Raw genomic sequence first — 14,681 nt, forward strand, 5'->3', positions numbered from 1 at the left:
AAAACCCGATCAAATTGACCGGGTTTTAAACTGTTGTGCGGAAGAAGGGACTCGAACCCCCACGCCTCGCGGCGCCAGATCCTAAGTCTGGTGCGGCTACCAATTACGCCACTTCCGCATTAGGATTTTAACAGGTCGCAAAGATAGCGTTTTAAGATAAACTATAAAATATAATTTTAGTTTTTTATCTATCTACCTCATTTCTTTGCTATTAATTTAATTGAAGGTGTTTATTAAGTATGTAACATACATCATCAAGGGCTACTGTTTATTCATTTTAAAGGTAAATTGCGAAATTTTTTCTTCAAACCCTTCTGCAGCACGGTAAAAATCCAGGGAATGTTTATCCTCTTCATTGGCATCAACAAATATTTCGCGTATATAATTTTGTCCTCCCCACGCTTTTATAGCATGAAGTAATTTATTACCAATACCCAGCCTGTGCAAGTTGGAGGCAACTGCAATATCATAAATAAAAAGGTCGGTATATTCTGAGTAGTACATCGGTAGTTCATAAGCCGTTAAACCACCTATTACTTTGTTTTTATAGATTGCTGCAAGACAAATAAATTCATGCTTCCGCAGCAGTGTTTTTAAATAAGATGGTTTGGCGGGTATCAGATCGTTAGCTTCAAAAATATCCTTAAATAGCTGGATAAGCTGTTCTGCAATCATCACATCATCAGATCCAAGTCGCCGGATAATAAGATCATCTATATTAAATTCCATCATAAAATAATTAAGTTAATTGGTAATTAAATCTAAGGATTTTTGGGTGTTAAAAAATCAAATTATTAATTCCATGAACAATTTCAAAACTCACTTGTAATATTCAAATATCAATACCAACAAACTTCGGCTATGACTAATACAGTAAACTATAATATTAAAAAAGACAACGGTACAACAATAAATATCATTATTGAACCTGTGCTAACCCAGGCCGCAAATAATCATCTTAACTTTACGGGGGTGTATGCCTTATATAAAGGTAACGATCAAGGCGAAGCCCGCCTGTTAGAGATGCAGGAAATAGCCCCCGAAATTGGGGAAAGCTACCCTTTGGTTGATGATGCAAAGAATCCGGATTTTTTGGGCAGGCTAACTTATAATAGCAATAAGTTGAAATGGGAATACACAGGCGGTTCGTTATCGCCGAATGAACAGCATCAAATTGTTGAGTTTATACAAAACGCAAAATAATCCATAAATTTGCCTGCTCATTTTAAATAAAGACTATTGTACTCCCGCGATCAGGCATCACAAATTAAACAGGCATTCTGGACGGCCTTTGGCCAATACATTGCTCCGCATCCATCAGCAGAGGGTTTAAAAATAAACTGGATAAACTATAAAACGGGCATTAAGCACCTTAGCTTTAAGATGCAGGCCGATAACCGTTCAGCATTTATCGCCATTGAGATCGCTCATCCCGATACCGGCATCCAGGAATTGGTATTTGAACAGTTTAAAGAGCTCAAAGCTGTACTCAATTCAAGTATTGAGGAGGAGTGGGACTGGCAATTACACACTACCGATGAAAATAACAAAACCGTAAGCCGCATCATTAAAACCCTACCCAACGTAAGTGTTTTTAACCAAAAAGACTGGCCTACGCTTATCTCATTCTTCAAGCCCCGCATCATTGCCCTTGATGATTTCTGGAGCACAGCAAATTACAGCTTTGATATATTTAAGTGATGTGCAGATTTCAGATGTGCAAATTTCAGATGTGCAGATGAGAGAATTGTCTGAACCAGAATTTTTAGAATTAAAGAATTAACAGAATTTGATTTCATAATCTGCATATCTGAAATTTACATATCTGCACATTAATCCTTCATCTGCTCATCTAAAATCTGCCCATCTTTCTACAATTCGTATCAATTAATCGTCTATTTGACGCTTTTTTTTAAAACCGTTTATTAATTGAAAAGAAAAGCAAATATTTACCGATAATAATTATATATCTACATTATAAATCTTACTAAAACACATGAAAAGGTTTCCATTAACCGTATTTTTTGCACTTATTGTTTTTTTAGCAAGGGCGCAGGATACTCAAGCCCCGGCTTATCCACTGATAACACATAATCCTTACTTTAGTATCTGGTCATTTTCTGATAAATTAAATGAATCAACTACCAGGCACTGGACAGGTAAAAATCAATCATTACTTGGCTTGATAAAAGTTGACGGTGATGTGTATCGTTTCATGGGTAAAGAGCCGGCAACCTATAAAACTGTTGTCCCTGCTGCCGACGAAAAACCATACATCTGTAAATACACAGAAACCCAACCAACACAAAATTGGGCTGATACAAAATTTGATGACACCGCCTGGAAAACCGGCACCGCGCCCTTCAGTGATGATAAAGCAATGGGCAATACCGTTTGGAAGGGCCGGGATATTTGGGTAAGGAGAACCTTTACTTTTCATAAAACTGCTATTAATAAGCTTTATCTTAAGCTACATCATGATGATGAGGCGGAAGTGTATCTGAATGGCGAAAAAATAAATGTGAGCAGCGGCGCTAATGGCGATCTGCAGATGATCGCTCTTAAGGATGATGCAGTTGAAAAATTAAAGGAGGGCGAAAATGTACTTGCTTTGCATTGTACCAACACAGGCGGAGGCGGAGCGCTTGATGCCGGCTTTGCTGATGAACTAAAGCCAACAGATCATGCAGAGCTGCAGGCTGCAAAACAAACCGGAGTTACCATCAATGCAACACAAACCATTTATTACTTTAAATGTGGTGATGTGGATCTGAAGGTTACATTCACGTCGCCGTTATTGATGAACAACTTAGCTTTATTGTCAAGGCCTGTATCTTATATTACTTATAGCGTAAAATCAAGTACTGGTAAAGCGCATAATGTGCAGGTTTATTTTGGCGCATCAACTGATGTTGCCCGCAATACACCAAACCAGGCGATGACCACTCAAAAATATGCAACGAGTACTTTGTCTGTTTTAAAAGCCGGTACCGTTGAGCAGGCTATCCTGCAAAAAAGGGGAGATGATTTAAGGATAGACTGGGGATATATGTATGTGGCAGTTCCCAAAACATTTGGTGCTCTGCAATATGTAAGCACCGAAAGTGAAGGGGTTAATTCATTTTTTAAAGGTGATGGTAAATCAACTGCAAAAGAGGGTGCCAACCTGGTTTTAAATACCGTACTATCTCTTGGCATGGTTGGTAAAACTGCTGTAAGTAAATTTATTGAGCTGGGTTATGATGATATTACCCCGGTACAGTATTTTCATGCCAATTTAAAACCATGGTGGAAAACCGCTCAAATTAAAACCATTGAGCAGGCCTTAGCCAAAGCCGCAGTTGATTATCCAGCGGTGTTAAAAAGCTGCACTGCCTTTAACAGTTCGGTATATAATGATGCCGAAAAAGCTGGTGGCGACAAATATGCAAAGCTATGTGTGCTGGCTTATCGCCAGGCCATATCAGCGCATACGTTAGTAAAAAGCCCGCAGGGCGAGATCCTGTTTTTATCTAAAGAAAACTTTAGTAATGGATCAATCAATACCGTGGATGTAACATACCCATCTGCGCCTTTGTTCCTGATTTATAACCCAAGCCTGATGGAAGGAATGTTGAACGGAATTTTCTACTTTAGTGAAACCGGTAAATTTCCTCATGATTTTGCCGCACATGATCTGGGTACTTACCCTATCGCCAACGGGCAAACTTATGGTGAAGGTATGCCGGTTGAAGAATCGGGCAATATGCTGGCGCTTACAGCGGCTATAGTTAAAGCCAATGGCAACAACCCGGCTTATGCCAAAAAACATTGGAAGGTGTTAACAGATTGGGCCAATTATCTGAGCCGCGAAGGACTTGATCCCGCTAACCAGCTTTGCACCGATGACTTTGCGGGTCACCTTGCACGCAATGCCAACTTATCTGCTAAAGCAATTGTGGGTATCGGTTGCTATGCCCACCTTGCCGATTTGTTAGGTGAAAAAGCGGTGGCTGCTAAATACCAGGCTATGGCTAAAGAAATGGTGACTAAATGGATGAAAATGGCTGATGCAGGTGATCATTACTCATTGGTGTTTGATAAACCGGAAACCTGGAGCCAGAAATACAATATCGTTTGGGATAAGATTTTAGGATTAAACCTTTTCCCGCAATCTGTTTACGATCGTGAGATCAAATTTTATCTGACCAAGCAAAATGAATTTGGTTTGCCTTTAGATAGCCGCAAAACCTATACTAAAAGCGACTGGATCCTTTGGACTGCAACTTTAGCCAAAAATCAGGACGACTTTAAGGCTCTTGCTGCCCCTGTATATAAGTACGCGATGGAAACACCAACCCATGTACCATTAAGCGACTGGCACGAAACTACCGACGGCAAGCAGGTAGGTTTCCAGGCGCGCAGTGTGGTAGGGGGCTATTTTATAAAGCTGCTACAAGAAAAATGGAGACCCGATGTTAAGTAAATAGAATCAAGAGATTAGAGTCAAGAAATAAGACAAAGTTTTTCTCCATGTCATTGCGAGCGCAGCGCGGCAATCGCGAACTATGCAAGTCATTCTGCATAGTTTGCGATTGCTGCGTATCTCTCAATGACATTTTTTTTTGCACGTGCAATGCGTCTTGACTCTTGATTCTTGTATCTTGATTCTTTTTCCATACTTTTATTCTGTCAATGGAAACCAAAAACAACAAGAAAACCATCCGTGCCTGGGCTTTTTTCGATTGGGCCAACTCGGCCTATAACCTGGTCATCACTTCAACAATTTTCCCGGCCTATTATGTAGCTATCACCTCAAATGCTAAAAATGGCGATAGGGTAATGTTTTTCGGTAAAAGCTTTATTAATACGGCATTATCAAACTACGCGCTGGCAGTTGCTTACATGATAATGGTTTTACTGTTACCCATACTATCTTCAATTGCAGATTATAGGGGTAACAAAAAGATTTTTATGCAATTTTTTACGTGGCTGGGCTCCATGTCATGCTGCGGGCTGTTTTTCTTCGGACCCAATAACCTGGAGTTTGGAATAATTTGTTTTGCGCTTGCGGCTATCGGTTATAGCGGAGGTTTTGTTTTTTACAATTCTTATTTGCCAGAAATTGCCACCATTGATATGCAGGATAAAGTAAGCGCTAAAGGATTTACTTACGGATATATCGGGAGTGTTATTTTACAGATAATATGTCTTGTTTTTGTGCTTTCGCCTAAAACGTTTGGATTAACCAGCGGCGGGGCAGCACAGTTATCATTTCTTCTTGTAGGTGTCTGGTGGATTGGTTTTGCGTATATCCCTTTCATCATATTGCCAAAAGGTAGCCCTAATGCAGAGCCTCATCAACACAACATTATTAAAGGCGGTTTTATTGAATTAGCTAAGGTTTGGGCCAAAGTTAAAACCATGCCCTTGTTAAAGCGATTTTTACCCGCGTTTTTCTTTTATTCTATGGGGGTGCAAACTATTATGCTGGTTGCTGCCGGCTTTGGCGCCAAAGTGCTAAAGATGGAAACAAGCGGTTTGATTGAAATTATCCTGATCATACAAATAGTTGCCATAGGCGGTGCTACACTAATGTCGCGCTTGTCGGCTATTTATGGTAACGTAAAAGTTTTAATATTGGTGGTAATTATTTGGGTAGCGGCATGTATAGCGGCGTATTTTGTAACCACTATTCCGCAATTTTATGGGCTGGCTATTATTGTTGGCTTAATTATGGGAGGTATTCAGTCTATGTCACGTTCCACTTATTCTAAATATTTACCCGAGAATATACCGGATACTGCCTCTTTCTTCAGTTTTTATGATGTTACCGAAAAACTGGCGATAGTTGGAGGTATGTTCAGTTTTGCTTTTATAGAAGAGATAACCGGTAGCATGCGCAATTCGACACTGGCATTATGCGGTTTTTTTATTATTGGATTAATATTATTGTTTTCTTTGTTAAAAGTTGAAAAAAGCATTCAAAAAAATGCTGACTTTAGCGCCGAATAATTTGTGCCGATGAAGATAGAGCTGTTTGTACCATGTTTTGTAGATCAATTATTTCCTGATACTGCTTTTAATACCGTAAAGGTATTGGAAAAGGCGGGCTGCAAAGTGAGTTTTAACCCAAACCAAACCTGCTGTGGTCAACCGGCGTTTAATGCTGGTTTTTGGGATGATGCAAAAGCCATTGGGAGTAAATTTTTGAATGATTTTTCGGAAGATAGTGTTATTGTTACGCCATCGGCATCATGTACCGGCATGGTGAAAAATTATTATAATGATCTGTTTACCAATACCGCAGTACATAACAAATGCCGGGCAATACAGGGAAATATCTATGAATTATCAGATTTTCTGGTAAATATTCTACAATTTGATTACTTCGGTGCTGAATTGGATGGTAAGGCTGTTTATCATGATAGCTGTGCCGCCCTGCGCGAGTGCAAGATAAGGAATGAACCACGCCAGCTACTTTCTAAAGTACTGGGGTTAGAATTGCTCGAACTAAAAGATAATGAAACCTGCTGCGGTTTCGGCGGTACATTTGCTGTTAAATTCGAGGCTATTTCAACTGCGATGGCGCAGCAAAAAGTTGATAACGCATTGGCCGCAGGTGCCGAATACATTATTTCAACAGATGCCTCTTGCCTGATGCACCTGCAAAGCTATATAGATAAAAATAGTCTGCCTATAAAAACTATCCACCTGGCCGATGTATTAGCCTTAGGATGGGGGAATGTTTGATTCTGATTTAAGATTTGGGATTTTCGATTTCGGATTTTAACTGTAGGTGCGTTCAATTTAACATTCTTTATTGTAGATCTCATAATTCCGAAATCCAACATTCGCAATCTGAAATCAAAAATAAAATCCTATTTTTGCACCTCAAATAAATGATCACTCCCGTAGGTGATCACAAAACGTAATTTTATTAAAATTTAAATCATAGTTGTAGATGATTAGTATTACACTTCCAGATGGTTCCGTTCGTGAATACGATAAAGGAATTACTTCCATGCAGATCGCGCAGTCGATCTCCGAAGGATTAGCACGCAATGTATTAGCAGCCGAAGTTGATGGCCAGGTTTGGGACGCAAGTCGCCCAATTGAGCAGGATTCGCACGTTAAACTTTTAACATGGAACGATGCTTCAGGTAAATCAACTTTCTGGCATTCATCGGCCCACTTATTAGCCGAGGCTTTAGAGGCACTTTATCCGGGTACCAAATTTGGTATCGGCCCCGCTATTGAAACAGGCTTTTATTACGATGTTGACTTTGGCGATCGTGAATTTTCATCAGATGAGTTCAAGAAGATTGAGGACAAGGTTATTGAGCTTGCCAAAACCAAAGCCGAATACATTCGCAAACCGGTTAGCAAGGCAGATGCTATCGAGTACTTTACCGAAAAAGATGATGAGTACAAACTGGATCTGATCAAGGATCTTCCGGATGGCGCTATCACTTTTTATACACAAGGAAACTTTACCGATCTGTGCCGTGGGCCTCATATCCCCAACACAGGTTTCATAAAAGCTGTAAAGCTGATGAGTGTTGCCGGGGCCTACTGGCGCGGTGATGAAACACGCAAGCAGCTTACCCGTATCTACGGTGTTACATTCCCTAAAGCCAGCGAACTTACAGAATACCTGCATATGATCGAAGAGGCTAAAAAGCGCGATCACAGGAAATTGGGTAAGGAATTGGAATTGTTTGCTTTTTCGGAAAAAGTGGGCATGGGTTTACCATTATGGTTACCTAAAGGAACAGCCTTACGTGAGCGTTTGCAAAACTTCCTTCAAAAAGCACAGGTAAAAGCTGGTTACGAGCAGGTAATTACACCACACATCGGTCATAAAAATCTGTATGTGACATCTGGTCACTATGAAAAATATGGTGCCGATTCATTTCAGCCTATAAAAACCCCGCAGGAGGGAGAGGAGTTCTTTTTAAAACCAATGAACTGCCCGCACCACTGCGAGATCTATAAAACAAAACCACGCTCTTACAAAGATCTTCCTGTTCGTTTGGCTGAGTTCGGTACCGTATACCGTTATGAACAAAGCGGCGAGCTGCACGGCTTAACCCGTGTACGCGGCTTTACACAGGATGATGCACACTTGTTTTGTCGCCCAGACCAAGTGAAGGATGAGTTTAAAAAAGTAATCGACCTTGTACTATATGTATTTAAGGCGCTTGGTTTTGATAACTATACAGCGCAGGTTTCACTACGTGATCCTGAAAACAAAGCCAAATACATCGGTACTGATGAAAACTGGGCTTTGGCAGAATCCGCTATTATTGAGGCTGCTGCTGAAAAGGGTTTAACCACCGTTGTTGAATTGGGTGAGGCTGCATTTTATGGCCCTAAGCTTGATTTTATGGTGAGGGATGCCCTTGGTCGTAAATGGCAATTGGGAACCATACAGGTTGATTATAATCTGCCAGAGCGTTTTGAACTGGAATACACTGGTAGTGATAATTTAAAACATCGCCCGGTAATGATTCACAGGGCGCCGTTTGGCTCTATGGAACGCTTCATCGCAGTATTAATTGAGCATTGCGCAGGTAATTTCCCATTGTGGTTATCTCCGGAGCAATTTATTATTCTTCCGATATCAGAAAAATACGAGGAATATGCAAAAAAACTTTCTGATGTGTTAAAAGATTCCGATATTTGCGGGCTGATTGATTTCAGAGACGAGAAGATAGGGCGTAAAATACGCGATGCTGAAGTCAAAAAGATCCCTTATATGTTGATTGTGGGCGAAAAGGAAGCTGCCGAAGGCATGGTTTCTGTTAGGAAACATGGTCAGGGTGACTTGGGAAGTATGAGCATAGAAGATTTTAAAGAACAAATAATTAAAGAAATAAAAGTATAACTTGGCATTAAACAAACCTTTCAATAGAGGACCAAGGCTTCCTTTTAAGAAAAAAGAAGCTGAACACAACATCAACCAATTCATTAGGGCTCAGGAAGTTCGCCTTGTAGGTGACAACGTAGAGCAAGGAATTTTTTCATTAAGAGATGCCCTTGCTATAGCGCAAGAGCAGGAATTAGATCTTGTTGAAATATCTCCGAACGCTGTACCGCCGGTTTGTAAAGTAACTGACTATAACAAGTTTATTTACGAGCAAAAGAAAAAGCTTAAGGAGATAAAAAGTAATGCCAAGCAAACTGTTATTAAAGAGATTCGCTTTGGCCCGAACACTGATGATCATGACTTTGAATTTAAATTAAAGCATGCTATTAAATTTTTGGAAGCCGGCGAAAAAGTAAGGGCTTACGTACACTTTAAGGGCCGCGCAATTGTTTACAAAGAGCAGGGTGAGATATTACTGCTTCGTTTTGCACAGGCATTGGAAGATGTAGGTAAAGTTGAACAATTACCAAAGCTTGAAGGTAAAAGGATGTTTTTAACCCTTGCACCCAAAGCTGCAAAAAAATAATTTCAGATGTACTGATGTGTAATTTCAAAGTTACATATCAGTACTATCTTATATAAAGGTATTTACAGATCTGCAGGGTTGCACATTTGTAAGTTAAACAAACAATTAAATAATAGTTATGCCAAAAATGAAAACCAATTCCAGTGCAAAAAAGCGTTTTAAGCTTACTGGAACCGGTAAAATCACACGGAAGAATGCTTTCAAAAGCCACATCTTAACTAAGATGTCGACTAAACGTAAGCGTAACCTTGGTCATACCAGCTTAGTATCTAAAGCTGATATGGGAAATGTTAAACGTATGCTTTGCATCGGAAAGTAATTCACAATTTTTTTAACCAGGTATTAGAGTTTTAAGTTCGGCTTTAAAGGCAGGCACTCACTACCAAAATCAAACAACATGCCACGTTCAGTTAACGCAGTAGCGTCGAGAAGACGCAGAAAAAGGATCATGAACCTCGCCAAAGGTTATTGGGGTTCACGCAGCAAGGTTTATACCGTTGCAAAAAATACAGTTGAAAAAGGTTTACAGTACGCTTATCGTGACCGTAAAACCAAGAAAAGAGAGTTCAGAGCTTTATGGATACAGCGTATTAACGCAGGTGCCCGTCAGCACGGAATTTCTTACTCTCAATTAATAGGTAAATTAGCAGCAAAAGAAATCGGTTTAAACCGTAAAGTATTAGCTGATTTAGCAATGAATCATCCTGATGCTTTCAAAGCCGTGATTGATGCAGTAAAATAATATAATTTGCTGAGATCTATTCTCAATGAATTTTAAAAAACCGCCTGATAATTTTATCAGGTGGTTTTTTGTTGGTATATATTTTAATACCAGTTTATGATATTACAATAATGGGTTCCTCTTTGCTATCCAAAAAAAACTCGGGGCCGTTATCAATATCCATATATTGTTTAAAATTCTGCACATCCTTATCAACCATATTTTTAAATATAGGGTTTAACACCCTGGCAAGGCCAACACCTAATCCTCCTGCCGGTGGCTGATAGCTGATTACAATATCCACAATAGTTCCCTTACCATCAATAGTATCCTGGAAACGAACTTTCCCTGCATTGTTAATGATGGAGTCGGGCATCGAGCTCCACCCAATCATTTCGTCAGGCTCATCTTTTACAATTTCTGCATGCCAGCTAACGCTTGCTACACCTGCGGGTAGTTTTAGTACCCAGTGAGAGTATTTTGAATCAATTATTTCAACACTTTCCAGGTGTTTCATAAATAAAGGAAGATTATCAAACTTGCGCCAAAAATTGTAAACCTTGTGCCTTGGTTGGTTAACGGTAAATGAAGACCGGATATTGATGTTAATAGGATTGGTTGATAGCTTACCAATTCGTTTATACAATTCGCAATGGCCGGTAATGCCACGATTTAAAAGGTATCCGCTGGCGCCTATCTTTAATATGCTCGTAAACGGAGCTGAAAATATATGCTTAAATCCCGACCATCCCAATTTAACACCTCCAACTATAGAAGTATAACGTTCGGGCCAGTTCAGGTTTATTCTGTCATCACCGTGAAGTATGGGGTAGTTATCCGTGTACTTAATTATTGTAGTTGCCATATTGTTGTTTAAATGGTATGAAAATTAAACACGATATGGTAAGCTAAGTTTTTGTTAATTGAAGTTTATTTAACCTTTCTGTAATTAAATTTAAATTTGGTTAAATCGGGGAGGTGCTTTTTCGCTCTTTTTAGTTCATATTGGTAAATCACCTGCCCAAGGTTTTTCATAAAAGGGAGGCAGACTGTAGCATATTCATACTTATTGTCGTTAAGGATTCCGTCTTCGTTTGATTGTATGACTGCCGTAAGTATAAATTCAACCTTGTTTTTAAAATCAACGATGTAGGCGTTATCAATATCATATCCATAACTGTCGCCTACTTTATTAAATATTCTGATGTCGGGGTTAACATTGGCCGTACTGTCGCCTCCATAAAACAGAAACTTACAATAAGCCGCGTAATATGCTGGCCGGCTGTATGTAGGTTTTATGTTTTCGGTAGGGAAGGTGCTCATGTATTGATAAATGAAATTATAGTCGGCACCGGTTAAATTAAAACGTTGCGACTTTTCAAAGGCTTCGGGGAAAAGCAGTCGCTTTAAAACCATTTGCTGATCGGCAATAGTATAAACATTTTTATCAGCAAAGCTGAATGGCTGCATTACCAGTTTATCATTACTATCCATGTATCCTTTGCCTTGTATCATATTCTCCAGGTGAATAGGGTAGGCCAGGCTATCATAAAGGGCTGGTTTATGATAAATGAGTTTATCGCCATTATAAAAATCAACCGGGTTGGTATGTTTGGTGTTTTCGCCGCTATCGCCAATGGCCAGCCTGCCAATGATGCGGGTATTATTAAAATTGTATTTTTTTAGTTTTTGGTTAATCTCTTTGCGGCCCACAAATTCATACAATCTGTTATAGGCATCGTTATCGCTCACCAGCAGTATTTTTTTGATGTAGTTTTCAATGCTTGGTAAGCCGCTTAGCGATGATGTATCTGTTTTTACCCTGGTTTGCCCCGTGAATGCGCTATCAGTTATCATAACCGACGTTTTGCTGAGGCCTTTAATTTTTAGCTCATTTAGTTTTTCAAGCGTAAATATGGCTGTTGGTAGTTTTACTGTACTTGCCGGGTAAAAATATCGCTTAGCATTGAGCCGGTAACTATATGGTTTAAAGTGCGGAATGTTGTTTTTGTCCCGGTTTATCTGGGTGTATAGTATTTGCACTTCATTTTGGGTAGGGTGATTGAGTATGCCTTTAAACAGTTCAGGCTGGGCTTGTAAAAGATTTTTTAAAAGCACTGTATCGGGCTGTTGTGCAAGGCTGTTTATGGTAATCACCATTGATAGTGATAAAGTAATGCATAGTTTCATCAGCATAAATATACATATGTTAGTTGTTGTTGTTAATACTTGTTGTACTTTTGCATCGCTTTAGGTTTCTTTGATTGTAAATCATTAAAGAATTAAAAGGGAATTCGGTGTAAATCCGGAACTGTCCCGCAGCTGTAAGCTCCATAACCGTAGTTCAATCTTAAAGTCACTTCTGCTAAACCAGAGGGAAGACAGGACTAAAGGGGAGTAAGTCAGAAGACCTGCCAGAGCAATATAAATTATTCATAGCTTTCGTGGATTGAAGCTTGAATGTGAATGCTCTTCTTTTTTTGATAGTGTATTTTCATTTGACCACGTCCGTGTTATGCTATATAGTTTGCATTATTATTTAACACTATAGCAAATACATGAAAAAAAAGTACTTTAAAATTGTTTTAGGATTAGGATTGTTGCAAGTAGGTACAATTAGTACAAAATTATACGCACAGGATACTACGCGTATGTTAAACAATGTGGTAGTTACTGCCACCCGTTCGCCTAAAAAATTAGCAGATATAGGTAGGGTTGTTACCGTAATATCGGCAGAGCAGATCGGTCGTTCACAAGGCAAAACATTGCCTCAATTGCTCAATACAATTCCGGGAATAACCTTCTCTGGTGCACAGAATGCGCCCGGCATCAGTACGTCCGTATTCTTACGGGGAGCATCGTCAGGTAATACGCTAATATTGGTAGATGGTTTTCCGGTTAACAACGCAGGCTCAATTGATGGTAGTTACGATCTTAACGCTTTCCCTGTAAACCAAATTGAAAAAATTGAGATTTTAAAAGGCAGCGGCTCAACCTTATATGGCTCTGATGCTGTAGCCGGTGTAATAAATATCATAACCAAACATCCGCAAGGGCAGGGTTTAAAAGGAAATGTGCAATTAACTGGCGGTAGTTATAACACATTCCAGGAATCGGCCGGGGTAAACGGTAAAATTCACAATACAGGGATTGCCATCAACCTGTCAAATACAGATTCAAGAGGTTTTGCAGCAGCTACCGATACCACAAACAAAGCTGGATTTAAAAAAGACGGATTTCACCAGCGGTCTGCCAGTGTGAATATCAATCAGTATGTTTCTGATAAATTTAGTTTGAATGGCAACTTTCAAGGTAGCTATAATACTGGCGATCTGCCTTATGGCGCTTTTACTAATGACAACAACTACACTTACAACAATACATTTTTATTTGGTGGTTTAGGATTTAAAGTAGTATTGCCAAAAGGAACACTGGTGTTTAATGCAACACAAAATACGGTTCACAATAACTTTAAAAACTTACCGCCTGATAATGATTCTACACATCAGATAACAAAAAATATCGGCCGTATAACAAACGTTGAAGCTGTATTGAATTACAATCTGGGTAAATATTTTGATATAACGAGTGGAGCAGATTATAAATACAGCAATACCAGTCAATACAGTTTGTTTGAACAATCAGGCTACCATCCAGGTGCAAGTGTTATAAGTGATGATACTGCACATAACAGCATTGCCAGCGTTTATACGTCACTATTTTTTAAATCAAATATCTTTCACATGGAACTGGGTGGAAGATATAACCACCATAGCAAATACGGGGATAACTTTACCTATACCATTAATCCTTCGTTGTATTTAGCAGACCAGTTTAAAGTATTCGGAACTATTGCTTCGGCATTTAAAGCACCATCTTTATACCAGTTATCTTCCCAATACGGAAATTCTAAATTAAAGCCGGAATTCACCAATTCATACGAGGCTGGGTTTGATTGGGAGATCATAAAAAATACATTATCTTTTAACACCGCTTTCTATAAACGCAACGCAAAAGATGTAATTTATTTCTTCTCAGAATCTGTTGCCCCTTATAGCTCATTCTATAAAAATGGATCTTTTCAAAAAGACAAAGGTTTTGAAAGTGAGTTGAGATACAACTCAACCAAGCTAACTGCATCGGCTTATTTTGCTTATGTAACAGGTAAACAAACAGATGAAAATGGTAAGCAAACGGCTAATTTATACCGCAGGCCTAAGAGTACATTTGGGGCGAATGTATCGTATCAGGCATGTGCCGATTTCCTGATAGGCGTAAATTATAAGTATACTGGCAACAGGGCCGATCAAAATTTCGCCACCTATCCGTCTACAATAACCACTTTAAAAAATTATAATCTGGTTGATTTGCATCTGCAGTTAAAGGCTACCAAAAGCCTAAATATATTTGGCGATTTAAACAACGTGCTTGATCAAAAATATACCGACTGGCTGGGTTATAATACACGTGGTATAAACTTTACGCTTGGTGCAAAATATCAGTTTAATTAGTTGTTTTTAATT

Annotated in this window: 13 protein-coding genes, 1 tRNA gene and 1 riboswitch; of the genes, 10 read left to right on the top strand and 4 right to left on the bottom strand. The window is 39.1% G+C overall.

The window, feature by feature from the left end:
- Window positions 1-36 precede the first annotated feature (36 nt).
- Both AC1D0K_RS00440 and AC1D0K_RS00445 read right to left on the bottom strand, forming a co-directional pair.
- Window positions 37-118, bottom strand: a tRNA-Leu gene (locus tag AC1D0K_RS00440).
- Window positions 119-261: 143 nt separating this feature from the next.
- A complete protein-coding gene (locus AC1D0K_RS00445) occupies window positions 262-732 on the bottom strand; it encodes a GNAT family N-acetyltransferase (RefSeq protein ID WP_477396336.1) in 471 nt (156 codons plus the stop codon).
- 129 nt (window positions 733-861) lie between these two features.
- Between AC1D0K_RS00445 and AC1D0K_RS00450 the strand changes: the two genes are divergently transcribed.
- The 9 genes from AC1D0K_RS00450 (at window position 862) to rplT (ending at window position 10,179) form a co-directional block, all read left to right on the top strand.
- Window positions 862-1,203 carry a hypothetical protein gene (locus tag AC1D0K_RS00450; protein WP_477396338.1) on the top strand — a complete coding sequence of 114 codons (342 nt, stop codon included), beginning with the start codon at window positions 862-864 and terminating at the stop codon, window positions 1,201-1,203.
- Between the two features lie 36 nt (window positions 1,204-1,239).
- Window positions 1,240-1,701 (top strand): DUF4268 domain-containing protein, encoded by a 462-nt coding sequence (locus tag AC1D0K_RS00455; protein WP_477396340.1) that lies wholly within the window; start codon window positions 1,240-1,242, stop codon window positions 1,699-1,701.
- Window positions 1,702-1,996: 295 nt separating this feature from the next.
- Entirely contained in the window at window positions 1,997-4,465 is a 2,469-nt protein-coding gene (locus tag AC1D0K_RS00460; RefSeq protein ID WP_477442093.1) for a glutaminase family protein, read from the top strand.
- 209 nt (window positions 4,466-4,674) lie between these two features.
- A complete protein-coding gene (locus AC1D0K_RS00465; protein ID WP_477398976.1) occupies window positions 4,675-5,994 on the top strand; it encodes an MFS transporter in 1,320 nt (439 codons plus the stop codon).
- A 9-nt stretch (window positions 5,995-6,003) separates the two neighbouring features.
- Window positions 6,004-6,732, top strand: a complete 729-nt coding sequence (locus AC1D0K_RS00470) for a (Fe-S)-binding protein (RefSeq protein ID WP_295720439.1) — start codon at window positions 6,004-6,006, stop codon at window positions 6,730-6,732.
- Window positions 6,733-6,943: 211 nt separating this feature from the next.
- A complete protein-coding gene (thrS, locus tag AC1D0K_RS00475; protein WP_477398979.1) occupies window positions 6,944-8,869 on the top strand; it encodes a threonine--tRNA ligase in 1,926 nt (641 codons plus the stop codon).
- Between the two features lies 1 nt (window position 8,870).
- The gene (gene infC / locus AC1D0K_RS00480) at window positions 8,871-9,437 is read left to right on the top strand and encodes a translation initiation factor IF-3 (protein WP_090647343.1); all 567 of its coding nucleotides are present in this window, start codon (window positions 8,871-8,873) and stop codon (window positions 9,435-9,437) included.
- 118 nt (window positions 9,438-9,555) lie between these two features.
- A complete protein-coding gene (rpmI, locus tag AC1D0K_RS00485; RefSeq protein WP_295720451.1) occupies window positions 9,556-9,756 on the top strand; it encodes a 50S ribosomal protein L35 in 201 nt (66 codons plus the stop codon).
- A 78-nt stretch (window positions 9,757-9,834) separates the two neighbouring features.
- Window positions 9,835-10,179, top strand: coding sequence for a 50S ribosomal protein L20 (gene rplT / locus AC1D0K_RS00490; protein ID WP_076369188.1), 345 nt, complete (start codon window positions 9,835-9,837; stop codon window positions 10,177-10,179).
- Between the two features lie 94 nt (window positions 10,180-10,273).
- On the opposite strand, the gene AC1D0K_RS00495 is transcribed toward rplT, so the two are convergent.
- Window positions 10,274-11,023 carry an SRPBCC family protein gene (locus AC1D0K_RS00495; protein WP_477398981.1) on the bottom strand — a complete coding sequence of 250 codons (750 nt, stop codon included), beginning with the start codon at window positions 11,021-11,023 and terminating at the stop codon, window positions 10,274-10,276.
- A gap of 65 nt (window positions 11,024-11,088) precedes the next feature.
- Window positions 11,089-12,348, bottom strand: a complete 1,260-nt coding sequence (locus tag AC1D0K_RS00500) for a serine hydrolase (RefSeq protein WP_477442882.1) — start codon at window positions 12,346-12,348, stop codon at window positions 11,089-11,091.
- Window positions 12,349-12,392: 44 nt separating this feature from the next.
- Window positions 12,393-12,591: riboswitch (cobalamin riboswitch) on the top strand.
- Window positions 12,592-12,716: 125 nt separating this feature from the next.
- On the opposite strand from AC1D0K_RS00500, the gene AC1D0K_RS00505 reads away from it, so the two are divergent.
- On the top strand, window positions 12,717-14,669 hold the full coding sequence (locus AC1D0K_RS00505; protein WP_477462973.1) for a TonB-dependent receptor plug domain-containing protein: 1,953 nt from the start codon (window positions 12,717-12,719) through the stop codon (window positions 14,667-14,669).
- The last annotated feature ends 12 nt before the right edge of the window (window positions 14,670-14,681 follow it).

The organism is Mucilaginibacter sp. P1_A3, assembly GCF_056406855.1.

Coding starts and splice junctions, on each gene's coding strand:
- AC1D0K_RS00460 (WP_477442093.1), top strand. CDS start 1,997: ATGAAAAGGTTTCCATTAACCGTATTTTTTGCACTTATTGTTTTTTTA.
- thrS (WP_477398979.1), top strand. CDS start 6,944: ATGATTAGTATTACACTTCCAGATGGTTCCGTTCGTGAATACGATAAA.
- AC1D0K_RS00495 (WP_477398981.1), bottom strand. CDS start 11,023: ATGGCAACTACAATAATTAAGTACACGGATAACTACCCCATACTTCAC.
- AC1D0K_RS00505 (WP_477462973.1), top strand. CDS start 12,717: ATGAAAAAAAAGTACTTTAAAATTGTTTTAGGATTAGGATTGTTGCAA.
- AC1D0K_RS00470 (WP_295720439.1), top strand. CDS start 6,004: ATGAAGATAGAGCTGTTTGTACCATGTTTTGTAGATCAATTATTTCCT.
- AC1D0K_RS00445 (WP_477396336.1), bottom strand. CDS start 732: ATGATGGAATTTAATATAGATGATCTTATTATCCGGCGACTTGGATCT.
- AC1D0K_RS00465 (WP_477398976.1), top strand. CDS start 4,675: ATGGAAACCAAAAACAACAAGAAAACCATCCGTGCCTGGGCTTTTTTC.
- AC1D0K_RS00500 (WP_477442882.1), bottom strand. CDS start 12,348: ATGAAACTATGCATTACTTTATCACTATCAATGGTGATTACCATAAAC.
- rplT (WP_076369188.1), top strand. CDS start 9,835: ATGCCACGTTCAGTTAACGCAGTAGCGTCGAGAAGACGCAGAAAAAGG.
- rpmI (WP_295720451.1), top strand. CDS start 9,556: ATGCCAAAAATGAAAACCAATTCCAGTGCAAAAAAGCGTTTTAAGCTT.
- AC1D0K_RS00450 (WP_477396338.1), top strand. CDS start 862: ATGACTAATACAGTAAACTATAATATTAAAAAAGACAACGGTACAACA.